This window comes from Endozoicomonas sp. ONNA2 (assembly GCF_024606365.1).
Taxonomy (GTDB): domain Bacteria; phylum Pseudomonadota; class Gammaproteobacteria; order Pseudomonadales; family Endozoicomonadaceae; genus Endozoicomonas.
In genome coordinates this window covers 1-1,721 of record NZ_JAHHPO010001036.1, presented here as the reverse complement: position 1 = coordinate 1,721, position 1,721 = coordinate 1, and the positions used below count along the sequence as shown (strand labels likewise).

The following is a 1,721-nucleotide window of genomic DNA, read 5'->3' as shown; positions in this document are numbered from 1 at the left end:
TGGCAAGGGATGCGCCGGACAGGCCGAGGGCAAACAGGCGCATGTAACTGAGCACATCACCAAAGGCACTGGTAATGTTATAGACGGCCTTCAGGCCATCGAGCATTCTCAGGATAAGATCCTTGAGTGATGTCACTTCACGGCTGCTGGAGAACAGGAATACCAGCAGGACACCAACAATCATCAGCCCGGGACCAATGGTGGTGGCAAACGCTCCTGGCAACGTACCGGCCATGCCCAGCCACAGTGTCAAACCACCGCCCATCAACCCTGCCCAGCCCACTGGCGCCAGGGCATGGCTTGAGCCACGATTCACCACCGCCGTCATAATGTTGGCAACCATCAGGTGACCTACGCCGATCACCACCGACAGTTTCATCATGGCGTTGTAATCATTGAGGTCAATGAAGGCCAGCCTGCCCAGTAAGCTGCCACTGTCTGGTGCTGCACCGAAGTAACTGCCAATAAAGACACCCCAGACAATACCCAGACCAGACATAAAGTACGCCAGATTCATCAAACGACGACCGGTTTCACTCTGCCTGAGCTTGCCCCGGAACAGGAAGACAATCAGGCCGAAAATGAGGCAGTACATGGCATCACTCATGATCATGGCAAAGAACAGCGAGAATGAGTAAAACACCACATTACCCGGATCCCAGGTACGGTAGTTGGGTGTCTGGAAGAAGCCAAGGGCATCCGCACCACCACCGGTACCAGCCGGTTTGTCCAGTAACGTCGGAGGATTGTCGTCTGCTGTCGGGTCTTCAAATATTGCTGCAACCCCCCTGGCAGCAGTGAAGGCTTCAACATTGGCCTGCTCAGCAACCGGTACCCAGCCCTGCACCAGAAAGAAGCTGTCTTCATCCAGGGTGCCGCTGGTGGCCTGCTGCAGATCGGCGCTGTCCAGACGGGATGCAAGCACCTGATCCAGAAGATAGCCCCAACGCGTCAGCCCTTCGCGCTCAGCCAGAAGATCCTCGATGGTATCCTCTGCTTCATCCAGCATCTCTTCCAGACGGGAAAGCGAAATTTTACCCACATGGGAGCGTTGCACAGGCAGCAGAACGTCTTCAGGTTCCTGATCAGAAATGACAATAACGTAACTGTCTTTCTGGCTCTGGTGAATCAACTCCCAGGGCAGCTCACAGGCTTTGAGGGAATCCCTGAGCGCCGACAGTTCGCCATTGGGCAGCACATAGAACCAGAGCCGCTGACCATTCAGGTCAGACAGGGCAGGTAAGGTAAACTCACCCCAGGGGCGCACTTCCCGTATCCGTTCCTGCAGCTTGTCGCGAATATCGGACTGCGCACGGAATTTGGCTTTATTGTCCAGAATCTTATGAACAATGTCGTCTACACGGGCAGCATCCTTGTGCTCGCGAAAGTTGCGCACCTGCCTTCTCTGTTTTGGACTGCGCTCCAGCCACGCTTTCGCTTCACTGGCTTCTGCAGGCTGTACCTGAACATCCACCGGTTTATCGGTTAATGGGATCAGATGCAGACAGCCGAGAGATTGCAGCTCTTTAAGGATGCCGTCCTTCTCCTGGCTAGGCCCATATAGGGTAATCTTTTTCAGTCGTTTAATAGCCATAATCAATGCTTTCGCAGGTTATAGAACCTTCAGTCAACCTGCGAACGACCTCCCTTGGCTTCCTGGGCCAGAACCTTGCCCTTGGAGAGTTTGGCGTTCATGACGCTGGCCCGGTCCTGGTCAGACA

Annotated in this window: 1 protein-coding gene; it reads right to left on the bottom strand. The window is 54.6% G+C overall.

Annotated features, from left to right (window positions below):
• On the bottom strand, positions 1-1,594 hold a 1,594-nt coding region (locus KDK14_RS18395), incomplete at its 3' end, for a V-type ATP synthase subunit I (protein ID WP_257266656.1).
• Positions 1,595-1,721: the final 127 nt, after the last annotated feature.